Annotated in this window: 22 protein-coding genes and 1 tRNA gene; 18 read left to right on the forward strand and 5 right to left on the reverse strand. The window is 39.8% G+C overall.

What is annotated here, in order from left to right; all coding sequences use genetic code 11:
- The first annotated feature begins 18 nt into the window (after positions 1–18).
- The 14 genes from HZL42_RS01175 to HZL42_RS01240 all read left to right on the forward strand — a co-directional run bounded on the left by HZL42_RS01175 (position 19) and on the right by HZL42_RS01240 (position 14,631).
- Positions 19–1,119: a Xaa-Pro peptidase family protein gene (locus HZL42_RS01175; RefSeq protein ID WP_219053892.1), complete on the forward strand. Its 1,101-nt coding sequence runs from the start codon at positions 19–21 to the stop codon at positions 1,117–1,119.
- Positions 1,120–1,335: 216 nt separating this feature from the next.
- On the forward strand, positions 1,336–1,563 hold the full coding sequence (gene yaaA, locus HZL42_RS01180; protein ID WP_219053893.1) for a S4 domain-containing protein YaaA: 228 nt from the start codon (positions 1,336–1,338) through the stop codon (positions 1,561–1,563).
- The gene (recF, locus tag HZL42_RS01185; RefSeq protein WP_219053894.1) at positions 1,563–2,678 is read left to right on the forward strand and encodes a DNA replication/repair protein RecF; all 1,116 of its coding nucleotides are present in this window, start codon (positions 1,563–1,565) and stop codon (positions 2,676–2,678) included. Before yaaA ends, recF begins: the two co-directional genes overlap by 1 nt.
- 14 nt (positions 2,679–2,692) lie before the next feature.
- Positions 2,693–4,636, forward strand: a complete 1,944-nt coding sequence (gene gyrB / locus HZL42_RS01190) for a DNA topoisomerase (ATP-hydrolyzing) subunit B (protein WP_219053895.1) — start codon at positions 2,693–2,695, stop codon at positions 4,634–4,636.
- A 79-nt stretch (positions 4,637–4,715) separates the two neighbouring features.
- Positions 4,716–7,211 carry a DNA gyrase subunit A gene (gyrA, locus tag HZL42_RS01195; protein ID WP_219053896.1) on the forward strand — a complete coding sequence of 832 codons (2,496 nt, stop codon included), beginning with the start codon at positions 4,716–4,718 and terminating at the stop codon, positions 7,209–7,211.
- Between the two features lie 219 nt (positions 7,212–7,430).
- A complete protein-coding gene (gene rpsF / locus HZL42_RS01200) occupies positions 7,431–7,721 on the forward strand; it encodes a 30S ribosomal protein S6 (protein ID WP_219053897.1) in 291 nt (96 codons plus the stop codon).
- Positions 7,722–7,764: 43 nt separating this feature from the next.
- Positions 7,765–8,352 (forward strand): single-stranded DNA-binding protein, encoded by a 588-nt coding sequence (gene ssb, locus HZL42_RS01205; protein ID WP_219053898.1) that lies wholly within the window; start codon positions 7,765–7,767, stop codon positions 8,350–8,352.
- Positions 8,353–8,402: 50 nt separating this feature from the next.
- The gene (gene rpsR / locus HZL42_RS01210) at positions 8,403–8,639 is read left to right on the forward strand and encodes a 30S ribosomal protein S18 (protein ID WP_219282822.1); all 237 of its coding nucleotides are present in this window, start codon (positions 8,403–8,405) and stop codon (positions 8,637–8,639) included.
- Between the two features lie 106 nt (positions 8,640–8,745).
- A complete protein-coding gene (locus HZL42_RS01215) occupies positions 8,746–10,791 on the forward strand; it encodes a DHH family phosphoesterase (protein ID WP_219053899.1) in 2,046 nt (681 codons plus the stop codon).
- Between the two features lie 54 nt (positions 10,792–10,845).
- Positions 10,846–11,298, forward strand: a complete 453-nt coding sequence (gene rplI / locus HZL42_RS01220; RefSeq protein WP_219053900.1) for a 50S ribosomal protein L9 — start codon at positions 10,846–10,848, stop codon at positions 11,296–11,298.
- A 91-nt stretch (positions 11,299–11,389) separates the two neighbouring features.
- Positions 11,390–12,772, forward strand: coding sequence for a replicative DNA helicase (dnaB, locus tag HZL42_RS01225; RefSeq protein WP_219053901.1), 1,383 nt, complete (start codon positions 11,390–11,392; stop codon positions 12,770–12,772).
- A 140-nt stretch (positions 12,773–12,912) separates the two neighbouring features.
- On the forward strand, positions 12,913–13,401 hold the full coding sequence (locus tag HZL42_RS01230) for a GNAT family N-acetyltransferase (protein ID WP_219053902.1): 489 nt from the start codon (positions 12,913–12,915) through the stop codon (positions 13,399–13,401).
- Between the two features lie 144 nt (positions 13,402–13,545).
- Entirely contained in the window at positions 13,546–13,875 is a 330-nt protein-coding gene (locus HZL42_RS01235) for a hypothetical protein (RefSeq protein ID WP_219053903.1), read from the forward strand.
- Positions 13,876–13,965: 90 nt separating this feature from the next.
- Positions 13,966–14,631: a triose-phosphate isomerase gene (locus tag HZL42_RS01240; protein WP_219053904.1), complete on the forward strand. Its 666-nt coding sequence runs from the start codon at positions 13,966–13,968 to the stop codon at positions 14,629–14,631.
- A 46-nt stretch (positions 14,632–14,677) separates the two neighbouring features.
- Here HZL42_RS01240 and HZL42_RS01245 read toward each other — a convergent pair whose 3' ends face one another.
- The 3 genes from HZL42_RS01245 to HZL42_RS01255 form a co-directional block, all read right to left on the reverse strand.
- On the reverse strand, positions 14,678–15,667 hold the full coding sequence (locus HZL42_RS01245) for a D-alanyl-D-alanine carboxypeptidase family protein (protein ID WP_219053905.1): 990 nt from the start codon (positions 15,665–15,667) through the stop codon (positions 14,678–14,680).
- Between the two features lie 129 nt (positions 15,668–15,796).
- On the reverse strand, positions 15,797–16,231 hold the full coding sequence (locus HZL42_RS01250) for a DUF3021 domain-containing protein (protein ID WP_219053906.1): 435 nt from the start codon (positions 16,229–16,231) through the stop codon (positions 15,797–15,799).
- Complete coding sequence (locus HZL42_RS01255; RefSeq protein ID WP_219053907.1) at positions 16,218–16,673, reverse strand: LytTR family DNA-binding domain-containing protein; 456 nt, start codon at positions 16,671–16,673, stop codon at positions 16,218–16,220. The genes HZL42_RS01250 and HZL42_RS01255 overlap by 14 nt, the downstream gene beginning before the upstream one ends.
- Positions 16,674–16,827: 154 nt before the next feature.
- Here HZL42_RS01255 and HZL42_RS01260 point away from each other — a divergent pair, with 154 nt between their 5' ends.
- Positions 16,828–19,365, forward strand: coding sequence for an excinuclease ABC subunit UvrA (locus HZL42_RS01260; RefSeq protein ID WP_219053908.1), 2,538 nt, complete (start codon positions 16,828–16,830; stop codon positions 19,363–19,365).
- Positions 19,366–19,551: 186 nt separating this feature from the next.
- On the opposite strand, the gene HZL42_RS01265 is transcribed toward HZL42_RS01260, so the two are convergent.
- Together HZL42_RS01265 and HZL42_RS01270 are read right to left on the reverse strand one after the other, a co-directional pair.
- Positions 19,552–19,770: a hypothetical protein gene (locus HZL42_RS01265; protein WP_219053909.1), complete on the reverse strand. Its 219-nt coding sequence runs from the start codon at positions 19,768–19,770 to the stop codon at positions 19,552–19,554.
- A gap of 357 nt (positions 19,771–20,127) precedes the next feature.
- Positions 20,128–20,200 (reverse strand) — tRNA-Lys (locus HZL42_RS01270).
- Between the two features lie 271 nt (positions 20,201–20,471).
- On the opposite strand from HZL42_RS01270, the gene yycF reads away from it, so the two are divergent.
- Genes yycF through HZL42_RS01285 form a run of 3 tightly spaced genes read left to right on the forward strand, consistent with a single transcriptional unit; the run spans position 20,472 to position 24,355 of the window.
- Positions 20,472–21,173, forward strand: coding sequence for a response regulator YycF (yycF, locus tag HZL42_RS01275; protein WP_219053910.1), 702 nt, complete (start codon positions 20,472–20,474; stop codon positions 21,171–21,173).
- Positions 21,174–21,204: 31 nt separating this feature from the next.
- The gene (gene walK / locus HZL42_RS01280) at positions 21,205–23,061 is read left to right on the forward strand and encodes a cell wall metabolism sensor histidine kinase WalK (RefSeq protein WP_219053911.1); all 1,857 of its coding nucleotides are present in this window, start codon (positions 21,205–21,207) and stop codon (positions 23,059–23,061) included.
- Entirely contained in the window at positions 23,051–24,355 is a 1,305-nt protein-coding gene (locus HZL42_RS01285) for a YycH family regulatory protein (protein ID WP_219053912.1), read from the forward strand. Before walK ends, HZL42_RS01285 begins: the two co-directional genes overlap by 11 nt.
- The last annotated feature ends 2 nt before the right edge of the window (positions 24,356–24,357 follow it).

The following is a 24,357-nucleotide window of genomic DNA, read 5'->3' on the forward strand; positions in this document are numbered from 1 at the left end:
TTTTGTGGGGTGGTTTAAATGTCAAAATTAGAATCAGTTCAAAAGTGGACTGCTGACCAGGGTGTTGATTTCACATATATCAGTGATCCAAAGACGATTGAATACTTAACCGGATTCTTTAGTGATCCAGTTGAACGGGTTTTGGCCCTAGTTGTATTTGCTGATCAGGAACCATTTATGTTTGCACCAGCGCTAGAAGTTGAGGTAATTAAGGGGACCGGCTTTAGTCATCCCGTCTACGGGTATCTGGATCATGAACATCCATGGGAAATGATTGCCGACCAAGTTAAAAAACGGGTGGCTAATCCTAAACGGGTTGCTTTGGATAAGGCATATTTACCAGTTGCAAGGGAAGAAGCCTTACAACAAGTACTGCCTGGAGCTTCATTTGATACTGACGTCACTTCATTTATCAACAACATGCGGCTATTTAAGACTGCCGATGAAATTGCGAAGTTAGATGCCGCCGGTCGGGAAGCTGACTTTGCCTTTGAACAAGGCTTTGCTGCTGTTAAACCAGGAGTAACTGAAATGAGCATTGCAGCCAAGCTGGAATACGAGTTAAAGATGCGCGGGGTTAGTAACATGAGTTTTGATACCCTGGTTCAAGCCGGGGCCCACGCAGCGAATCCACATGGGGATACTAGTGAAATTAAGGTGCAAAACAATCAATTGGTACTCTTTGATTTAGGAACAGTTCATGATGGGTATATCTCAGATGCGTCTAGAACCGTTGCCGTGGGTAAACCTACTGATAAGGAATTAGATATCTACAAGGTATGTCTAGAAGCCCAGCTAAAGGCAATGGATGCAGCTAAACCGGGGATTACTGCTGAAGAATTAGACGCCGTTGCTAGAGAAGTTATTGACAATGCTGGTTACGGGAAATACTTTATCCACAGGCTTGGTCATGGAATGGGAATGAGTGAACACGAATTTCCATCGATCATGGAAGGAAACCAAATGGAATTACAGCCGGGAATGTGCTTTTCAATTGAACCGGGAATTTACATTCCAAACGTTGCTGGAGTTCGAATTGAAGATTGTGTTCATGTTACTGAAAATGGTGCTGAGCCATTTACACACACCTCAAAAGAATTAACCTATGTTGATAAGTAAAAAGAATTAAAGTTAAAAAGAGTGGAACTGAAATTTTCAGTTCCACTCTTTTTTGCGTAATTTCAGCCAAAATTTACGATTTAAGGCGATTTATGATTTATTAGACTAATTACATTTAATTCACTTAAAATTGCTGAGAACGCCTGATAATGTGATTAAAGTGTACTTTTTATCATTTTAAGGTTATAATAAGGATTGTAAAAGAGGGGTGAAAATTTGAAAAAAACTGTTTTTATCTCCACTCCGTATATAACATTGGGACAAATGTTAAAGGAGGAGACAATCGTTGGCTCTGGTGGTCAGGCCAAGTGGTACCTACGTGAAAATACGGTGTTACTAAACGATGAACCAGAAAACCGTCGTGGAAAGAAGTTGTACGATGGTGATAACGTTTCAATCCCAGATGTAGGGATGTTCTTCATTCGAGCAAAGCAGGATGATTAATGAAAATCTCAAAACTAAAATTGAATCATTTTAGAAATTATGAACATGTGGATATTAATTTTGCCCCAGGAGTGAATGTCCTATTGGGGAATAATGCCCAGGGGAAAACAAACCTCCTGGAGTCAATTTACGTCTTGGCCCTTACTAAGAGCCATCGCACCAATAATAATTCTGATCTGATTCAATGGAAACACCAAAATGCCCAGCTAAAAACCCTAATTACAAAGGATTCTGGACAGTTGAATTTAGAATTAGACCTTAGCAAAAAGGGAAAGCGCGCTAAGGTTAATCATATCGAACAAGCAAAGCTTTCCACCTATGTTGGTCAGTTAAACGTAATTTTGTTTGCGCCGGAAGACCTCTCAATTGTGAAGGGTTCTCCACAGGTCCGGAGACGGTTTATGGATATTGAATTTGGACAAATGAGTAACCAGTATTTATACAATACCGTCCAATATCAACGGGTCTTAAAGCAACGAAACAAGTATCTCAAGTTACTGCAAATTAAACGGGCATCTGACTTGGTTTACCTGGACGTTTTATCTGACCAATTATCAGCTTATGGTTCTGAAATTATCTATCAGCGACTCAAGTTACTAAAACAGCTTGAGCACTGGTCGAGTGCAATTCACTCAACAATTTCACAAAATCAAGAACAGTTGACTTTTAAGTACGTTACTGCATTAAAGCAAACCCAACTCCACTCCGTTGATAGTATTTACGAGGGATTAAAAAATGCTTTTCAATCTGAGCGAAATCGTGAGATTAGAATGGGGACTACTGTGTTAGGGCCACATCGGGATGACTTAAAGTTTCAAATTAATCATAATGATGTGCAGACCTTTGGTTCCCAGGGGCAACAACGGACAACTGCATTATCCGTTAAATTAGCTGAAATTGATTTAATGAAGGCAGAAACTGGTGAATATCCAGTATTATTGTTGGACGACGTGTTATCAGAACTAGACGATAATCGGCAGACCCACTTGTTAAAGGCAATTCAAGATAAGGTTCAAACGTTTTTAACAACGACTAGTTTAAGTGGAATTGCTAGGGATTTAATTCATGATCCAAAGGTGTTTCAAATTAATGATGGTAGTTTAAGGGTTGATTAAAGGAGGAGTTCAAGGTGACTGACGAAGAAAAACGCCGTGAAAAAGAGGCTGAAAAGTACAATGCTAGTCAGATTCAAGTCCTAGAAGGGCTGGAAGCAGTTCGAAAGCGACCAGGGATGTACATTGGATCCACAAGCGTTCAAGGATTACACCACTTAGTGTGGGAAATTGTGGATAACGGGATTGATGAAGCTCTGGCTGGTTTTGCGAACACAATTCACGTGACTGTGGAAAAGGATAACAGCATTACCGTTACCGATAATGGACGGGGAGTGCCTGTTGATACCATGACCAAGACCGGACGCCCTGCGCTAGAAACCATATTTACAATTTTGCACGCCGGTGGAAAATTCGGCGGTGGCGGATACAAAGTTTCTGGTGGACTCCACGGGGTGGGGGCATCAGTTGTTAATGCCCTTTCAACAGAATTGGATGTTACCGTTAAACGGGGTGGTAAAGTTTACTACATCGATTTTAAACGTGGCCACGTTCAAGATCAGATGAAGCAAATCGGCACCACCTCTGAAGAAGACCACGGGACTAAGGTGCACTTTGTTCCTGATCCAGATATCTTCACCGAAACAACTACCTACGATATGGATACATTAACCAACCGGGTACGTGAATTAGCCTTCTTAAACAAGGGGCTTCGAATTACGATTCGTGATAACCGTCCGGAAAAGCCAATCGAACACGACTTCCACTATGAAGGTGGAATTAAGCACTACGTTGAATACTTAGATGAAAATAAGGATACCTTATTTAATGAACCAATCTACGTAGAAGGTAATGAAAACGACATTAACGTTGAAGTGGCCCTCCAATACACCGATGATTACCACAGTAATCTATTAACCTTCACCAATAATATCCACACCATTGAAGGTGGAACCCATGAAGAAGGATTTAAGCGAGCTTTAACACGTGTAATCAACGACTACGCCCGTAAAAACAACCTCCTTAAGGGAAAGGATGCTAAATTAACTGGGTATGATGTTCGAGAAGGATTAACCGCCGTAATTAGCATTAAGCATCCAGATCCACAATTTGAGGGCCAAACCAAAACGAAGTTGGGGAATTCTGATGCCCGGGTTTCAACCGACCGGATTTTTAGTGAACATTTTAATCGGTTCTTATTGGAAAACCCAAGCATTGCTAGAAAGATTGTTGAAAAGGGTTCAATTGCTTCTAGAGCACGGGTTGCTGCTAAGCGGGCCCGTGAAGTTACCCGGAAAAAGAGTGGGTTAGAAATTAGTAACCTTCCTGGGAAGCTGGCTAATAATACCAGTAATGATCCCGCAATTTCAGAATTGTTCATCGTCGAAGGGGACTCCGCTGGTGGATCTGCTAAGCAGGGGCGTTCTAGATTGACCCAGGCAATTCTTCCAATTCGGGGGAAGATTTTAAACGTTGAAAAGGCCAGTATGGATCGGATTTTAGCAAATGAAGAAATTCGTTCACTATTCACGGCGATGGGAACTGGTTTTGGGGATGACTTTGATATTTCTAAAGTTCACTACCATAAACTAATTATCATGACCGATGCCGATGTTGATGGAGCTCATATTCAAACGCTGCTATTAACTTTAATTTACAACTACATGCGGCCACTGCTTGACGCTGGATACGTATATATTGCCCAGCCACCTTTGTACCGCTTAAAGCAGGGTAAATTACAACGGTATATTGATACTGATCAGGAGTTACACAAGTTATTAAGCGAGTTACCAGGATCACCAAAGCCACAGATTCAACGTTACAAGGGGCTTGGTGAAATGGATCCTGAACAGTTATGGGAAACAACCATGAATCCAGATAATCGGCATTTATTACGGGTTGATTCAGAAAACGCTGCTGGCGCTGCCCAGGTATTTGCAATGTTAATGGGGAACCAAGTTGAACCACGGCGGAAATTCATTGAAGAAAACGCTAAGTTTGTTGAAAACTTGGATGTTTAACAGAATGTTTCACGTGTAACATTCAAATGATTACTTCAAAAATGTTTCACGTGTAACAATAATTCAAAATAAATCATGAATGGAGGCAAATAAAGTGGCAAACGGAGAGATTGTAAATCACCGCATAACTGATATTGATTTATCTAAAAAAATGAAAACTTCATTTTTAGATTACGCAATGAGTGTTATCGTTGCCAGAGCGTTACCAGATGCACGGGATGGGCTTAAGCCGGTGCACAGAAGAATTCTTTATGATATGCATGAATTAGGGGTTACTCCTGATAAGCCATATAAGAAATCAGCCAGAGTGGTTGGGGATGTGCTAGGTAAGTATCACCCCCATGGGGACTCTGCGGTTTATGGTTCAATGGTAAGAATGGCCCAAGACTTTAGTTATCGCTACATGCTAGTTGATGGACACGGAAACTTTGGGTCTGTCGATGGGGATGGAGCTGCCGCAATGCGTTACACGGAAGCACGGCTAAGCAAAATTTCATTGGAAATGCTTCGGGATATCAATAAGGATACCGTTGATTTCCAAGATAATTACGATGGAACTGAAAAGGAACCAACCGTGTTACCATCAAGATTCCCGAACTTATTAGTAAACGGGGCCTCAGGGATTGCGGTTGGGATGGCAACGAACATTCCACCTCATAATTTAAGTGAAGTGATTAGCGCAATTCATATTTTAATGGGTAACGCTGATGCAACCACTGCTGATTTAATGGAGGCCCTCCCAGGACCCGACTTCCCAACTGGGGGAGTTGTAATGGGAAAATCCGGAATTCGGAAAGCCTATGAAACTGGAAAAGGGACAATTGTCTTACGTGCTAAGGTCGACATTGAAGAAGTTAAGGGCCATCAACAAATCGTTGCAACGGAGCTGCCATACATGGTTAACAAGGCGAAGTTAATTGAACGAATTGCTGACTTGGTTCGTGAAAAGCGAATTGATGGAATTACCGATATTAAGGATGAATCCGACCGAGAAGGATTACGAGTTACCATCGACGTGCGGCGGGATGCCAGTGCGGAAGTGGTTTTAAACAACCTCTACAAGCTAACCCTTCTTCAGACTTCATTCAGCTTTAACATGCTAGCAATCGTTCATGGAGCGCCTAAGGTGCTTAGCTTAAAGGAAATTCTGCAAAACTACCTTGAACATCAAGTTCAAGTTATCAAGCGGCGGACTGAACATGATTTGAAGCGTGCTGAAAACCGTGATCACATCTTGCAGGGACTGTTAATTGCGCTGGACCACATTGATGAAATTATCCGGATTATTAGAGAATCCAGAACTGGTGCAATTGCAAAGGCCCAGTTGATTGATAACTACGATCTATCAGATAAGCAGGCCCAAGCAATTCTTGATATGCGACTAGTTCGGTTAACTGGTCTTGAACGCGAAAAGGTGGAAGAAGAACACCAAAAGCTTTTGAAGGATATTGAAGAATTTAAGGCCATTTTAGCTAGTCGCGAAAAGGTTAATCAAATTATCTATAATGAATTACTTGAAATTCAGGATAAATTTGGTGATGAACGCCGGACTGAACTACTGGTTGGGGAAGTTTTGAGCATTGAGGATGAAGATCTAATTGCTGAAGAAGACGTAATGGTAACGTTGACTCATAACGGTTACGTAAAACGGCTACCAACCTCTGACTTTAAGACCCAAAACCGTGGTGGTCGAGGAATTCAAGGAATGGGGGTTCATAATGATGACTTTATTGAACACCTCGTTGCGACTTCAACCCATGATACCCTACTATTCTTCACTAACGCCGGGAAGGTTTACCGAATGAAGGGTTATGAAATTCCAGAATACGGTCGAACGGCGAAGGGAATTCCAATTATCAACTTGTTAGGAATCAAACCCGAAGAAAAGATTGAAGCAGTAATTAACGTATCTGCTAAGGCTAAGGATCAAGATAAGTACCTTTTCTTTACCACCTTACTAGGGCGTTCGAAGCGGACTTCAATTGATGAATTCTTCAACATTCGAAGTAATGGGCTAAAGGCAATTAGTCTTAAGGATGATGATGAATTAATTCGCGTTTCAGTTGTTAATAAGGATGATAACATCATTATTGGAACCCACCAGGGATACGCCGCCAGCTTTAAGGCCGAGGATGTCCGTTCAATGGGAAGAACTGCCAGTGGGGTACGGGGAATCAACCTCCATCCTGATGACTACGTAGTTGGTGCCGATGTATTGACTCCCGATAGTTACGTTTTCGTTATCTCTGAAAAGGGATATGGAAAACGGACCCCTGCAAACGAGTATGCAATTAAGGGGCGGGGTGGAAAAGGAATCAAGACTGCCAAAATCAGTGCTAAAAACGGTCCGATTGCTGGATTAGCAACCGTTGATGGTGATGAGGATATTATGTTGATTACTGATAAAGGGGTCACGATTCGTTTTGACGCTAACAACGTGTCTGAAAGTAGCCGGGTAACCCTAGGGGTACATCTAATTAGAATGGATAATGATTCTAAGGTTGCTACAATGGCAAAGGTTGATAAGGAAGATGAATCCGATGAACCCGAGTCTGATGATAATTCCGAATCATAAAAAAATTTAAAAATAAAAAGCGGCCGTGCGCCGTTTTTTTATTTGATTACGTATTTTAACTTAGTAATCGCAATTCTTCATCTCGTTACTATAATTTATTGATTAATAGGAACAAACATGCTATAATTTTTATTTGTGAATATTGGCATATTATGTGCTAATGTTCTCCTTGCTCCATAGATTGGCTATGGGGCCAAAGACCACAAGGAGGTGTAACTCATGGAAGAAAAGAAATATGAAATTACTTACATCATTCGGCCTGATTTAGACGAACCAGCTAAGAAGGAATTAGTTGATCGTTTTGACAAAATCTTGACTGATAATGGTGCTAAGATTATTGACTCAAAGGATTGGTCAAAGCGTCGTTTTGCTTACGAAATTGGCGGTTTCAATGAAGGTACTTACCACATTGTTAACTTAACTACTGACAAGTACGAAGCATTACAAGAATTTGATCGTTTATCCAAGTACAGTGATGGAATCTTACGTCAAATGACTGTTTTAAGATAATTAAAATAGTTAATTTTTTAAATATTGAGAGGAGTTTTTCAGCATGATTAATCGAGCCACATTAACTGGTCGTTTGACCCGGGATGTAGAATTGCGATACACCCAAAGCGGCAGAGCTGTTGGTAGTTTTACACTAGCTGTTGATCGTCGTTTTAAAAATGGAAACGGTGATCGAGAAGCCGACTTTATCAATTGTGTCATCTGGGGACAGTCAGCTGAAAATTTCAAAAATTATGTACACAAGGGGAATTTAGTCGGCATTGACGGCCGGATTCAAACCCGGAGTTATGAAAATAACCAGGGAAACCGTGTATACGTAACAGAAGTTGTTGTTGAAAACTTTTCATTCTTAGAATCACGGAACTCTGCTAACTCACGTGGTGGGGCAGCGAGTGTGAATAACTTCGGTAACGGAGGAATGAATAACAACAATGCTCCTCGTAATAACGGTAATATGAATAACTTCCCTAATACCGGAAATGGTGGCGGTGGCAACGCCAATAACGGTGCTAAACAAAACCAGCCTTTCAATAATCCGACCCCTAATAATGGTTCGAATAATGAAAATCCATTCTCCGATAATAAAGATGACGGGAATATTGATATTTCTGACGATGATTTACCATTCTAATTTAAAATTAAAATCGTAAACCTGAAAAAATAAATCGTAGAGGAGTGAAAATAATGGCACAAAGAAGAGGCGGACGTCGTCGTCGTAAAGTAGATTACATTGCTGCTAACCACATCGATTACATCGATTACAAGGATGTAGCTTTATTAAACCGCTTTACATCAGAACGTGGTAAGATTTTACCTCGTCGAGTTACTGGTACCAGCGCTAAGAACCAACGTAAAATTACTGCTGCTATCAAGCGTGCTCGGATCATGGGCTTAATGGCCTTTGTAAGCGAAGACTAATAGATTAGTTGAAAAAGGAGTGGGATCAATTGGTCCTGCTCCTTTTTTACTATCAAAATCAGATTGTGATAAAATATAGTTATCTCAAAATATAAGAGGTATCATAATGAATAAAAAATTTTCATTCAAGAATATTCCACCATTTCTTAGGAATAAGAATTTAAGGTGGGTAACTTTATTTACTTCCGTATTATCGATTTTAGGAACCGTAATCGCATTTCTCTACAGTAGTATTACTGGAGTTATCCTGTTGGCAATTGTCTGTTTAGGGTTGGCATATACATTTAGTCTCCTGAACCACCTAAGTGCTAACCGGGATGAATATATTTCAGATTTATCGTATCGAATTCACCGTGGTGAAAGTGAAACGATGTTAGAGATGCCAATGGGGGTCATGATTCTAAGTAATGACCAAAAAATCGAGTGGGTAAACCCATACTTACAACCATACTTTGGGGATCAAGATGTGCTAGGGAAGCCAGTCGTTGATGTGGCTCCTGGCTTGAATTCATTGATTTCCAAATATTGGAGCGCTACTGAACCTAACGATGTGACGTGGAATCACCATCACTTTTCACTGCTGGTTCAAAAGGAATTTCATACTGTTTACTTAATGGATGTTACTAAGTACTACGACATTCAGGAACGTTATAATAACGAAAAGGTCTCAATTGGGGAGATTTTCCTGGATAATTATGACGAAATTACACAGTCAATGACCGATCAGGAAATTTCGAATCTGTTGAATTACGTTACGAATGAATTAACTTCATGGGCGCGTGAATTCGGGATGTACTTAAAGCAAATTGACGATGATCACTTTATGATTATTGCCTACGCCAGTTCGTTGAGGGAAATTGAAGAGGATAAATTCAAGATTTTGGATAAAATTCGAGAAAGTACCTCAAAGCAAAACTTCCCATTGACGTTGAGTGTTGGGATTGCTTATGATGATAGTAACCTAAACAACTTAGCTGACCAGGCCCAAAGCGATTTGGACCTTGCACTAGGCCGTGGGGGGGACCAAGTTGTTGTTAAGGCCAAGGACCAAGAGGCCCGTTTCTACGGTGGAAAGACCAACCCAATGGAAAAGCGGACGCGGGTTCGAGCTCGAATGACTTCTCAAGCGTTACAAGAAATCATGAAAGAATCAGATCAAATCTTTGTTCAAGGCCATAAGCGTCCTGATATGGATGCGATTGGAGCTTGCTTCGGGATCAGAAGAATTGCTAAGATGAATAATAAGCAATGCTGGATTGTGGTTGATCAATCACAACTTCATTCTGATGTAAAACGGTTGATTGAGACCAGTAAGGATTATCCTGAAATATACGACTCAATTATTACCCCTGAGGAAGCTATCCAAAAGGCAACCGATAATAGTCTATTGATTATGGTTGACCATTCGAAGCCGTCAATGAGTATTTCAGAGGATCTCTATAAGCGACTAGCTAACCGGGTGGTTATTATTGATCATCATCGTCGGGGTGAGGAATTCCCACCAAATCCAATTTTGGTTTACATTGAACCATATGCGTCATCAACCTGTGAATTAATTACTGAAATGTTTGAATATCAATCTCAAGATGCTGAGCCAATTAATAAATTAGAGGCGACTGCCATGTTGACCGGGATTTTCATTGATACCAAATCGTTCTCAATGCGAACTGGAACGCGAACTTTCGATGCAGCTAGCTATTTAAGATCAGCGGGAGCTGATTCTGAAGAAATGCAGCAGTTTATGGAGGAAAACGTTGATGATTACTTATCCAGAAACCATTTGATTTCACTGGTTAAGTTTATTGATAAGGACCGCCATATTGCGCTAGTAATTGGTGAGGATGATCATGATTACGATCCAGTCACTGCTGCTCAAGCAGCTGATTCGATTTTAACCATGGCTGGCGTAGAGGCCTCATTTGTTGCAACGAAGCGGCCAAGCGGAGCCGTTGGGATTTCTGCCCGGAGTAATGGTGACGTTAACGTTCAAATTATTATGGAACGACTCGGTGGTGGTGGCCACCTTTCTAGTGGGGCTACCCAAATTAATGATAAGACAGTATCTGAAGTTGAACCAATCTTGGTGGAAACGATTAAAGATGTTCTTTCAGACGAGACGGATTCGGATAGTAATGATAAAATAGATGAGTAAGATTTAAAGAGTGTGACTTTTAATTTAAGGGCACTAAAAAGGAGTGGATTCTCAATGAAAGTTATCTTCTTAGAAGATGTTCGCGGCAAGGGAAAACGCGGCGAAGTTAAGGATGTCCCACAAGGATATGCACAAAACTTTTTGATTAAGCATGGTAAGGCTAAGGAAGCTACTGGTTCTGCAATTGGGAAGCTTAAGGCTGAACAAAGAGCTGAAGCTAAAAACGAAGCAGAAGAACTTGCTAATGCTAAGGAACTTAAGACGACTTTGGAAAATGATAAAACAGTTGTTGAGTTAACTGCTAAGGCTGGTTCTGACGGTCGGTTATTCGGTTCCATCCCAAGTAAGCAAATTGCCCAAGCGCTAGACCAACAATTTAATATTAAATTGGACAAGCGAAAGATTGAATTATCCAACCCCATTCGTTCACTTGGTTACACAAATGTACCTGTAAAGCTACACCCAACCGTAACTGCTACGATTAGAGTACACGTTGGTGAAAAATAATCATTTAATTCGTTAATATTACTGGTAAAAAATCGTACTGGAGCCCTTTCGCTCCAGTCCTTTTTGATTAAAAATAAAAAAGAGGAATCCTATGAGTAATGAAGTAATGAGTCAAGTCCCTCCACAGAATATCGATGCTGAACGGGCGGTATTAGGGGCGATTTTCCTGGATACGGAATCGTTACCAGATGCCATGGAACAGCTGCAGTCTGATGATTTTTACAAAAATGCTCATCGGATTATCTTTCAGGCGATGGAAACCCTTAGTGATCGGGATGAAAAAATAGATCTGTTAACCATTAGTAACTATTTAGAGTCCAACCACCAAATGGAAGATGTCGGAGGCGTTCCATATCTAACTGAATTAGCCCAGTCCGTTCCGACGGCCTCTAATATCATTTACTATGCAAAAATTGTTCATAACAAGGCGGTGGCTCGAAAGTTAATTGAAACGGCGACTAGCATTGCAACCGAAAGTTACAATAATAATGATGATATTACTTCATTGTTAGACGATGCTGAAACTAAGATTCTAAGTGTTTCTGATAATCGTGATCAATCCGGATTTAAAGCAATCGACGATGTTTTAAAGGAGTCGTTTAATGAAGTTAACCGCCTTTCTGAAAATACCGACACCGTTACCGGGTTATCAACTGGGTTTAAGCGGCTCGACGATATTACGACGGGATTACACGGAGGGGAGTTAATCATCCTGGCCGCCCGGCCTGCCGTGGGGAAGACCGCCTTTGCGTTAAACGTTGCCCAAAATGTTGCTACTAAGTCGGATAAAACGGTTGCTATTTTCAGTTTGGAAATGGGGGCCGAACAGTTAGTTAACCGGATGATCTGTGCCGAAGGAAGCATTGATGCGAACCACTTACGGACGGGGAATTTAACTAACGATGAATGGAACAACTTGGTGGTTGCAATGGGGAGCCTCTCAAACGCTAGTGTTTACATTGATGACACACCTGGAATTCGAATGTCAGAGATTAGAGCAAAGAGTCGGCGGCTTGCTAAGGAAAAGGGTAACCTAGGTCTGATTGTGGTTGATTACCTTCAACTAATTGAAGGGGGCAATCGGGAAAACCGCCAACAGGAAGTTTCTGCAATTTCACGACAGATGAAGAAGTTAGCGAACGAACTAGAAGTGCCAGTAATTGCGCTTTCCCAATTATCCCGGGGGGTTGAACAACGCCAGGATAAGCGGCCGGTTCTTTCCGACATTCGTGAATCAGGATCAATTGAACAGGATGCCGATATCGTTGCCTTCCTTTATCGGGATGATTATTATGAACGGGATGGTGACGATGCCGATAGTAATGGTGGTCAAGAAGATGGTAACAATGACATCGGTGAAGTTGAAGTAATTATTGAAAAGAACCGTTCGGGAGCTCGTGGAACGGTTAAGCTGTTGTTTGTTAAATCGCATAATAAATTCTCCTCCATCTCGTACATGGAGGATGGACAATAAACTAAGGCGCTGATTCTGGGCGTCTTTTTTGATTTACAATTGAGCTTGAATAGTTAAGGATGTTTAAATACAGTATATTTTTAGTGGGTGGTTCTGTTAAACTAAAGTTAATCAACTAACAGAAATGGAGCAATTACCATATGCAAATTACATTTAGACCACCGACTCAAGATGATTTAGACGGAATGTTACACGTGGAACAAAGTTGTTTCGAACCGGAAGAACGGCTTAGCGAAGATGAGTTTGTTGACTTAATCAATCACGTTGCTAAAACGACCGTTATCGCTGATATTGACGGTGAAGTGGCGGGGATGATTATTGGACGGACCACTAGTGAAAACCTACTAAACAACGATAGCTATTCTAAGGACTTAGATCAAAAGCCGAATGATAAATACGTTGGGATTTTAGGCCTAGCAGTTTCACCTGACCACCAAGGGAAGGGAATTGCGACTAAGTTATTAGCACAGCTTGAAGAGTTAACTAAACAAACAGGACTATCCGGCTTAATTCTGGATTGTCGGGAACGTTTAATTCCATTTTATGAAAAACATGGCTTTGGCCTTGTTGGCCGCTCAAATTCCAATTTTGGTGGCATCGAATGGTTTGGAATGCAAAAAAATATGTAATCATTACCAAGTAGGAATCATTGCTAGTCCAGCATTGATTCCTATTTTTATTTTGTAATATTGGCTCTAGAACGCATTTAATTAGTGGATTGCTACTATTTTACTGGTGGTTATTGTAAAATGAATTGAAACGGTGGTGAAAAAATGATTGTTCTACTATTATTGTTATTACTTTTTGGTGGATTATCTTTCTTCTTTAGCTGCTTAGGGACGGCGCTAGTAATTATAATCTTGATTGCATTAATATTTGTTGCCGCATGGCTAGTATTTTATGGAGCATTAGTCTTATTAGTTTTATACATAATCTATATTGGATGGCGGTGGTTACTCAATAACCACCCTAACTTAGCGCGGCAGTTGAACCTATATGTAATCAACAATTGGATTATTAAGAACAATGGTGGTCATACCAAACGAAATATTTTTTTGATTTTAATTGTGATTCTACTTGTTATCTGGGCAATTCATAAGTGAAAATATTATCTGTAACCTATACAGATGTGCTATCATTAGTGTATTAAGGATTTTCCATAATTAAGGGAGTAATTTAATATGCTATGTATTATGAATTTTAAGACTTTAATGCCAGTTAGAGAACAACAAAAAATGATGGAAGATGTTGAACAACATACTTTCGCACCCGATTTGATTATTTCACCAGTTATGTTACAGCCTAATCACTTTAAAAACTTCCAAGAAGCATCCCAAAACATTACGATTACTAAGCGAACGGTTGGAGAGCCATCAGCTGATGAACTCCACTACCTAGGAATTAAGTATGCTTTTGTAGGGCACTTAGAACGGCGGATTCAGCTTCATGAAGGATATGACATTATCCATAATAAATTGGAAAATGCCCTTCGTCATAAAATTATTCCCATTATCTGTATGGGTTCACAAAACGATGAAGACGGGATTGAAGAAGAATTTAATAAAATTGTTGGGGACTTAGACCTAAGTAACCATGAAGTAATTATTTCATGGGAATCCATTAAATCAACCCTTGAAGGCAAGCGTTTATACACGGATGAAACCGCGGAACGGACCTTTAAAGAATTAAAAAAGATTCTATCTAAGTACGATAACGTTAAGTATCGTTTGGTACTAGGGGGACACGTGGAACCACGTGAAGCCGAATTAGCTAAGAAACTTGGCATTGATGGCGTTTTGATTGGCGATCGCTTCAAGACTTTTGATCAACTAGATACCATTTTAAAACCATTATCATAATTAAAAGAGCTTCCCAAAAGGGAAGCTCTTTTAATTTGGCGTTAATTTAGTTAAAAAGGGATGAGTATTTGTAAATTGCTGCAATCATTTTCGCTTGATCCTTAGATCCGGTTCTATCGTTAAGGGTGGTAAGAATCAATCGGTGGTTTCCCTTTTTACTGGTACTTACTAAGCAATAGCCAGCGAGTGGGGTGTAACCGGTCTTTAAACCATCAACTTTAAGTGATGAGTGATAATTTTTGCCACCCGGGAGCAATTCATTTTCATTTTTAAGGGTCTGCCCATCTAATGTAGCATAACGAACTTTAGCTTGATTAACGATTGATGGATACAATTTCAAGAGGTGTTGAGCGATAATTGTTAAAGCGCGAGCACTAACCTTATTGTAATCACCCCTGCTACCAACCTTGAATCCGTACCGATAAAGATCTGAGTTTTCCAACCCGGACGCGGATACAAAATGGGCTTGGCTAGCAATTCCCCATGCACTAGCCTGCTTGTTCATCATTTTAATAAACTTACTATTAGAACCAGCGACGTATTGGCCAAGTGCAATTGCAGCACTATTGGATGAAGCAATTATGGCCGCCTTGTAAAGACTTCTAACAGTATATCTACTACCAGTGTTCATTCTGAAGTTTCCTAAGTCAGAACTCTTACTCATTCTGCTGAGGCTCCCGGAAATTCTAACTAAGTGGCCCCATTGGTTAAGCTTCTTGGCTTTTTGAATTGCTAAGTATAAAGTGAGCAACTTAGTAGTGGAAGCAATGGCATATTTAGTAGTACCATTCTTAGAGTAAACGAATTGACCACTCTCAGCATCCATTGCTGCAGCCGCCCGGGCGTTATTCTTTAATTGCCCCAGTGCAGTTGCGGAAGTGATTAGCCGATTTTGACCCAGTTGAGTGGTTGAATCACTGGCGTAATAGTCAGGAGTGTAGCTAGCATTTACAATTGAAGTTGAAGCAACCGCCCCAAACGTAACTGTTGTTACGAGGGTAATTGCCAATTGTTTAAAACGATGGTTATAAGACATTAAATTCACCTCTAAAAAGTATGTAATCAACTTAATCATATGCTTAATTTAGTTAATTTTTAGGAATGTTATAATTTTGTAAATAAAAATTCACGGTTATGAAATATTAAATTCATAACCGTGATTGCTTTATTTAATTAAATGGTTAATTTGATCAACACGTTGCTTAGCAACTTTCATTGAGATTATCCAAATTACTAAGTAGATAATTATAAATGTAATTGTATATGAGATAAGCGGGATGAATTGGAACCAACCAGCAATCGTTCCTAAAGCGGTTAATGATGAATAGGTAATCAAGAAATGAATAATACTTTGCTTGGTAATGCTCCATCTTTCAGCTTTGAATATTAATGATGAGAATTGAAATATTAACCCCATTAATACCCAGAGAAATAGTGAAACCATGGTTGCACTGACATTTGATGTAAACTTGCTTGTGAAAACTGGTGCGGATGGTTCGAATTGTGAACTTCCAGCTACTAATGAAAAGAATAGTGCGATGATAAAGCCGATCGAAATGCCAATCACACATCCATTGAAAATTAGTTTAATTAATTTCATTGTTTAAAAGATGCTCCCTTATTTTTTTAACGTACCTTCTAGAAGTATAGGTAATTCTTTTATTTTTCAAGTAAACCTTATAGCTTCCAGACTTAGTTAATTCAAGGTTGTTTATACAACTGATTGCCACAATCTCTGAACTAGAAATTTGAATGAATAAATTTGCTGGAAGTTTATTGGCTAGTTCATAGATTCTAAATTGAACCTGGTAAGTATCATGCCAAGTTTCGCAGACAACTTTTGATCCTTCAGTGTGAAAACTAATAATCTGATATAAATAAATTGTTTTTAGCTTATCAGATAATGCTCCCCTTAGTTGCCATGAATTATTAATAATTTGAATATTTTCATATACGGAATTAATTTCACTGGTTTGTTCGGCAGAATTAATTGATATGAATGGGATCTTAAATTGCTTCGATATGTTGATTTTGATTTCCATTTTTGCACCCCCTTGATTAATAGACTATTCCATTTTAATTCCAATTTAAATCAATTCTAAATAATCGGTTGATTATTGCTGATATTTGGTTAACCTTTTTTGACTGCTTTTTCATTCAATGTGTTACGATAAAAATAAAGAAGGTCGATTAACAATGTCAATTCAACATAAGGAAACCATTCCTGACGATATTAAGGTTTATGGTGCCAAGGTCAACAACTTAAAAAACATTGATGTATCAGTTCCACTGAACGCCTTTGTCGCAATTACCGGGGTGTCTGGCTCAGGCAAATCCTCACTTGCGATGGGGACCCTGTATGCAGAGGGAGCTAGGCGTTATTTGAATGCCCTTTCTACATATACACGCCGGCGAATTGGTCAAGATGCCCATCCTAACGTTACTAAAATTGAATACCTACCATCAGCAATTGCGCTCCGCCAACGGCCAACCGTGCCGGGAAATCGTTCCACGGTCGGTACAATGTCAGAGGGATTGAATGTTTTGCGGCTGATGTTTTCCCGTCTGGGTTCCTATACCTGTCCAAATGGCCACACAGTTCCACCAACAATTAAGGTTGCTCAGGCGATGGATGTTCAGGGCCATGAGATGGGTAAAATCAAGTGTCCTACCTGTGGGGTGAAATTTGCGGCCCCTAGTGCGGAGTCGTTCGCCTTCAACGCAGAGGGGGCATGTAAGGAGTGCCAGGGAACTGGAAAGGTCCGCCAAATTTTGAAGTCTGCGCTGATTGAAGATGAAAATGAAACCATTGAACAGGGGGCGGTGGCTTCATGGCATTTACCAGGAAGAAACTTTATGCCTAGCGTTGCCCGTGAAGTCGGCATTCGTATTGACATTCCCTTTAAGGATTTAACTGATCATGAAAAGGACTTGGTTTTTAACGGCCCTGCCAATAAATATCAAATTAGCATGCCATCACGAACCGGACGGGTATTTAATTTAAACGCTAAGTATGAAAATGCATTTGCTGCGGTTGAAGATAGCATGAAGACGACTAAAAATCCGCGTTCAATTAAGCGTTTAAACCGCTTTTATGAGTTTGGCACCTGTCCCCGTTGTCATGGGGCCCGATTTGATCCGGATGTCTACAAGACCAAACTAATGGGGAAAAACATTGCGGAAGTAAGTGACATGTCGTTGCTGGATTTAATTCCGTTTATGGATCAGCTCGCCAAGGCACTTCCTAATGATATGCACGAACTAGCAACCAGCTTAATCAACGAATTTAAGGGTTCCATCAAACCGCTTTACGATCTGGGGTTGGATTACCTAACCTTGTCTAGAGCGGGGAATACACTGTCAACTGGTGAGTTACAACGAATTCAACTAGGGCGAACGTTACGAAGTCAAACTACCGGAGTTTTATACGTACTGGATGAACCATCAGTCGGGCTACATGCAGCTAACGTAGCCGGATTGATTAATATCTTGCATCAATTGGTGAGTCAGGGAAATTCGCTTGTTGTCGTTGACCATAATATTGATATTATTGCGGCCGCCGATTACATCATTGAAATTGGTCCCAAGGCAGGACGCCTTGGTGGGCAGGTGATTGATTATGGAACACCAGCTGAAGTTAAGCAAAAACCCAATTCAATCATTGCGCCATTTTTAAAGGGCCAGGGGAAAATTATTGAACGGCCCCAAGCGCCCGAAAATGAGATTTTTAAACATGGGCAAATCGACCTCCACATTACCAAGCGGCATAACCTAAGCGATGTTGGAGTTAAGATTCCAAAGAACCGGTTAACCGTCTTTTCTGGTTACTCTGGTGCTGGGAAGTCGACATTGGTAATGGGTGGACTAGTAACCGCAATGCAACGGCAAGCTAATGATCAACCGCTTCCGGACTACATTGATCAATTTAACAGCGCCGGGTTAAGTCGGGTAATTGAAATTGATTCAGTCCCCATCGGTAAAAACGTCCGGTCTACAGTGGCGACATACTGTGGGATTTGGGATTCAGTTCGAAAATTATTTGCCAGCACTCCGTTGGCTAAACGGCACCACTGGAATGAGGGGCATTTCTCTTACAATGTTAAGGATGGGGCTTGTCCTAACTGTCAGGGAACTGGGACGATTTCACTTGATGTCCAGTATCTTCCAGATATGACGATGACTTGTCCAGTTTGCCACGGGAAGCGTTACGCTCCAGATACGTTGGCTGTAAAGTGGCATGAATACAGTATTGCTGATATCTTAGGGTTGTCAGTTGTTGAAGCCGAGCAGGTATTCAAAGCCGAACCTAAAATTTTAAACACCTTAGAAGCACTTGATCAAATGGGCTTAGGATACTTAATTTTAGGTGAAAGTACGCCAATTCTGTCTGGTGGTGAAGCCCAACGACTTAAATTGGTTTCCCAGATGGGACGTAAGCAGGATGATACACTCTTCGTTTTCGATGAGCCATCGGTCGGACTTCACCCTAAGGATGTTGAAGTTTTGAACCAGGTTTTTCAACAGTTAATCGATAAGGGTGCAACGCTTGCGGTAATTGAACACGACTTAGACGTAATTATGAATGCTGATTATGTAATTGATTTGGGTCCTAAGGGCGGTAACCTTGGTGGAAAGGTGGTTGCTACTGGGACTCCTGCTGATATTGCAAGGGCTAATGATAGTCAGACTGGAATTTACTTGGCTAAACGGATGAAGTTGGATCATTTACTATAAAATGATTTATTTCATATTGTTTATCTACCAATGTTAGTCATTATATTTTTATCTTTACTCATACCAAAAAGCCCCCTGATTTTTTAAATTAGGGGGCTTTTTGAATTTAAGTTATTTATATAGTGTTTCTTTATCTAGTCCTGAACGGAACTTTAATACGTTCCCAAATTTATGAAGGCCAAAAGATTATCCAGGATTTTTCTTATTATATATGCTTACCCATTTATTATATCCAGTCTTTTTAATTTTAGCGTAATAGCCATTAGCAGTAGCGTGATTACCACTAATATAAACTTTTAAATCACTGTTGTGCCAATAGCCGTTAATTGATGAAGCATGAGAAATAACTGGTGTTGTAACTGATAGACTAGCAACAGCTAGTAAACACAATATAATTTTTTTCATTATAAAACACTTCCAATAAAAGATTATGTAGCTACCTAATCATAATCCAAAAACCAGTTTGCTACCATAATTGGTAGTGGACTTCCTATAACACTTCTTGATTTAGGCAAAATAAAAAGGCCACCCAAAATTAATTGAGTAACCTTACATCCCACTCCCCCCCCACGATAGTATTTATTATATTTATAAAATTAATGACTAAGTGAGTGACTAAGATAATTACTAATTTTAATCATTCACTATTTTTTAATTTTTCGTGCATTCTTGAAATAATGCTGCTATGATTTAGATAATAGAAAGTGTGCACAATAAAAAAACAGCTCACAATTATAAAATTGTAAGCTGTTTTTTAAATGATGGGCAGTCAGGGGATCGAACCCTGGACCCACGGATTAAGAGTCCGTTGCTCTGCCAGCTGAGCTAACTGCCCATAAGACTTGCTTTTTGATATCTCTTAAATATCAACGATTTATATAATATCATTTACTCAAGGTGTTGGCAACCCTTTTTTCAAAAAAAGTTTAAAAAAGTTCTTTAATTCAATTTGAATACCATGAACAAAGGGTATGTCCGTGATATAATTTATCTTGAAGCTAATCTAAGATTAGCTGTTCTAACCTAAAAGAAATCGCAAACAAGAAACAATTAATATAAAGAGAAATTAATCCAACTAGAAATCGTTTTTAAGAGGTAAATTAAATATGAAAAAAATACTTGTAGTAGATGACGAAAAGCCAATTACTGATATCGAGAAGTTTAACTTGGTGAAGGAAGGCTACGATGTTTCAGTAGCTTATGATGGTGAAGAAGCACTCGAAAAGGTAGACGAAGAAAATCCAGATTTAATCATCTTGGACTTAATGCTACCTAAGGTTGATGGACTAGAGGTGGCCCGGCAAGTTAGGAAGAATCATGACACCCCAATCATCATGGTAACTGCAAAAGATTCTGAACTAGATAAGGTGTTAGGCCTCGAACTAGGGGCTGATGATTACGTTACTAAGCCGTTTTCCAATCGGGAATTGGTCGCCCGGGTTAAAGCTAATCTTCGCCGGCAAACTGCAAATGATAGTTCTTCAGATGATGATAATCAAGACATCAAGATTGGGGATCTTGTTATTCATCCGCAAGCTTACTCGGTTACCAAGCGGGGCGAAAGCATTGAATTAACCCACCGTGAGTTTGAATTATTACACTATTTAGCACAACACATCGGGCAAGTTATGACCCGGGAACATTTATTACAGACGGTGTGGGGATATGACTACTTTGGTGATGTCCGCACCGTTGACGTAACGGTAAGACGTTTACGTGAAAAAATTGAAGATAATCCTAGTCATCCCGTATGGTTAGTAACCCGGCGTGGTGTTGGTTACTACCTTAGAAATTCTGAAAACGAGTAGGGAGACTAGCTGTTAAAGGGGTATTCCTGTTTTGAATAAGCGATTCAAGTTCTTTCAATCAATTGATTTTAAAATGGCATTGGTGTTCGTTTTAATGCTGTTAGTAACACTGGAAATTGTGGGTGGGGTTTTTGTTACCCAACTAGAAAAGAAAAATGTGCAAACGTTTGAAAACCAACTCCAATTGCCGACCTATGTTAATAATTCGTTAACTAATCAGCTCTCTAAGACTAATACTAAGAAGGCTGACTCTGTGATTCGTTCACTCCTTTCTGATGTTGATAATAGTAATGATGATCAGGTTCAAGTCGTTGATAGTAAGGGGATTATCAGGGGAACTAACCAGGTTAATAATCAATCAATTGTCGGTCAAAAATCAGTTGATTCTGGAATTAAAGATGCAATTCATAATAATAAGACGGTTACAAAGACGATTCAGCCTGATAGTAATAAGTACTTTATTAAAATTACCCCACTATTAAGAAGCCAAAATGGGGATGTAGTAGGAGCAATTTACATTCGGGCGAGTCTAAATCCGGTTTATACGACAATTAATAATATTACGATCATCTATTTGGCAGCTGCTGCGATTGCGGTCCTCCTTGGGATTTTAATGTCAATTGTGATTTCACGGGCGATTACACGGCCAATTGACGAAATGAAGAAGCAGACCCTCCAAATTGCACGGGGGGACTACTCCGGGCAAGTTCAGGTTTATGGAAAAGATGAATTGGGTCAACTAGCAATGGCGGTTAATAACCTTTCCGTAAAAGTTGAAGAATCGCAAGAAACAACCGAATCAGAACGGCGCCGGCTTGATTCAGTGCTGTCAAACATGACCGATGGGGTGCTAGCTACTGATCGCCGCGGAAACATTATTATTGCCAATTATGAAGCTGCCAAGTTTTTAGATATTGCGGAAGAACACATTATCGGGCATTCAATTCTTGATATTTTGGGGATTCAGGATCAATACTCACTAAGACAACTGCTAGAACAACCAGAAGAAGTAACGCTTGATTACACCCAAGAGGGGCGTGATTTAATTTTGCATGCCCATTTTACCTCCATCCAAAGGGAATCTGGGTTCATTAGTGGATTGGTTTGTGTTCTGCGTGACGTTACCGAACAACAAAAAATCGATAAGGATCGGAAACAATTCGTTTCTAATGTTTCACACGAACTAAGAACCCCGTTAACCAGCGTTCATTCATACATTGAGGCACTTCAGGATGGTGCATGGCAGGATAAGGAAATTGCCCCACAATTTTTAAAGGTGGCGCAAGATGAAACCGATCGGATGATTAGGATGATTAACGACCTGCTTACACTTTCACGGATGGATTCTGGAACCCAAAAGATCAATAAGGAAATGATTAACCTAAACGAACTATTTAATTACATTTTGAACCAATTCGACATGATCATTAAGAATGGTAATAAGACCGAACGGGGGATTGACGTTAGCAAGAACTATAAAATCATTCGTAAATTTACCCAGCAAACCCTTTGGGTAGAGATTGATGCGGATCGATTTACCCAGGTAATTGATAATATTATGAATAATGCGATGAAGTATTCACCAGATGGTGGTGAAATCACATGTTCACTCTATGAAACCCACAATCAAGTTATTTTAAGTATTGCTGATCAGGGGTTAGGAATCCCTAAAAATGCGGTTGACCATATTTTTGACCGTTTCTATCGGGTGGATAAAGCCCGTTCTAGAGCGCAAGGTGGAACTGGATTAGGGCTTTCCATTTCACGGGAAGTGATTGAAGCGCAGGGCGGCCGAATTTGGGTTCAAAGTGAGGATGGTAAGGGTTCGACGTTCTTTATTTCGCTCCCTTATGAACCAATGGAGGAGGATTTATGGGATGAGAATTAACCGTTTAGGAAGGTACTTACTACCTACACTATTAACTTCTGCAGTCGTGATTAGTATTGTGCTATCTGGATCATTGTGGCTAAATCCATCGCATTATAAAAACAATGCTTCCAGTAGTGCAGGGACTAATATTAAGAACCAGCTAAATAATAAGCCTATTTATGATGTGTATTCGCCAACTCAATTGATGCATAATGATAAAAGTGGGTCGCAACACCTACTGGTTAACCAGTCGATTAACTTAATTGGTGAAATTAAGGAAGATATTCAAAACTTCCAAAACGTCAAGTTACAATCAACCAGTGAGGGTTCAAAGAATAAGTACCTGAAAATGATTCAGCGGCCTGATTCTTACGTGCTGAATTACTCTAGTGCGGTTTCAATGCCGATTTTAAATGAATTTATGAACAAGCGCTTCAGTAAGTTTCCTAACCATAATGTGAATCGGATTGTGATTCCACTGGATGATTCACAGCACATCTATCTACTGGGGGATGATGATTACAAAATCTATACGGTTTCTGTAAAGCGGCATAATCTTGAGAGCTTAAATGATTTCTTGGATACTAAGATGAAGCGGATTAACGTTTCCACTAAGTTATTTAACAATCGTCCGTTGATCTACTTTAAAAAGGATCAGGCAATGCCACAGTATGCTTATTTAGTGAACGTTCAACAACAAAATTACTATGTGATTCGATTAATGGGAGAATCGCAAAACTTCAATATTAAACACCGGAGTAATGGGACCGTTTATAATGACCAGGACTCTAAGCAACTAACCTTCTATAACAATAATGATGTTAAGTATGTCGATGAACGGCCTAAGTCAATTCCAAGTGACTTGAATCAATTACTATACAATAACTATAGTGCCCTACTTAACTCAGGGATTTCGCTGGATAATGTTAAGTTCTTTGGGTATAACCAAGATGATCAAACTACGATTTATCGTGGCTACGTTGAAGGATTCCCGATTTTTAACAACATTAATTCCGGTTTTATTAAAATGCAGGTTGTTGACCATTCTTCCTTGCGATACCAATTCTCATTGGCGAGCCTTCAAATTCCAGTTCCTAGTGGGGTCCCCGATGTTAAGTTACCAAGTACTGAAGACGTTTTAAAGAGTCTAAAGTTAATGGGGTATAAAACGAATAAGATTAATGGAATTGAGCTAGGGTATAGCTGGCAGGGAAGCTCTAAGACCGATGTTTTAGTGAATTTAATTCCAACTTGGTACATTCGTTATGGAAACACATGGCTTAATTACAATGATATTTTGGCTAATCGATAGTG

The organism is Lactobacillus sp. Sy-1 (genome assembly GCF_019303535.1).
Taxonomy (GTDB): Bacteria; Bacillota; Bacilli; order Lactobacillales; family Lactobacillaceae; genus Nicoliella.